This window comes from Streptomyces sp. URMC 124 (assembly GCF_051386455.1).
Classification (GTDB): domain Bacteria; phylum Actinomycetota; class Actinomycetes; order Streptomycetales; family Streptomycetaceae; genus Streptomyces.
The window spans coordinates 1-278 of the sequence record NZ_JBPQTS010000440.1; the positions used below are offsets into that span (position 1 = coordinate 1).

Sequence of the window (278 nt, forward strand, 5' to 3'; positions counted from 1 at the left end):
TCTTTGCTCCTCAGCGCCATGCGTGATGAGACCTTAACGGTCTCGGAGCTGCTGGACGCCTGCTGCGGCGGAACCCCGGACGGCGTTCCCTACCCGGATGAAAAAACGGTCCGCTCCGACCTGAAATATCTCGAGGAGGTCGGCGTCATTTGCAGGGAGCCCGGTCCCCGGCCTTACCGGTACCGGATCCGCAGCGAGCTTGTCCATGAGCTGTCCGAAGAGGAGCTCCTGGACCTCTATGACTTCGTTGATATCATGGCGAATACACAGGTGCCATC

The 278-nt window shown here is 60.1% G+C and carries 1 protein-coding gene; it reads left to right on the forward strand.

Features of this window, described 5'->3' with window-relative positions; translation table 11 throughout:
• Nucleotides 1-18: 18 nt before the first annotated feature.
• The coding region (locus ACSNOG_RS33260; RefSeq protein WP_436756397.1) for a hypothetical protein at nucleotides 19-278 on the forward strand (260 nt) is incomplete at its 3' end.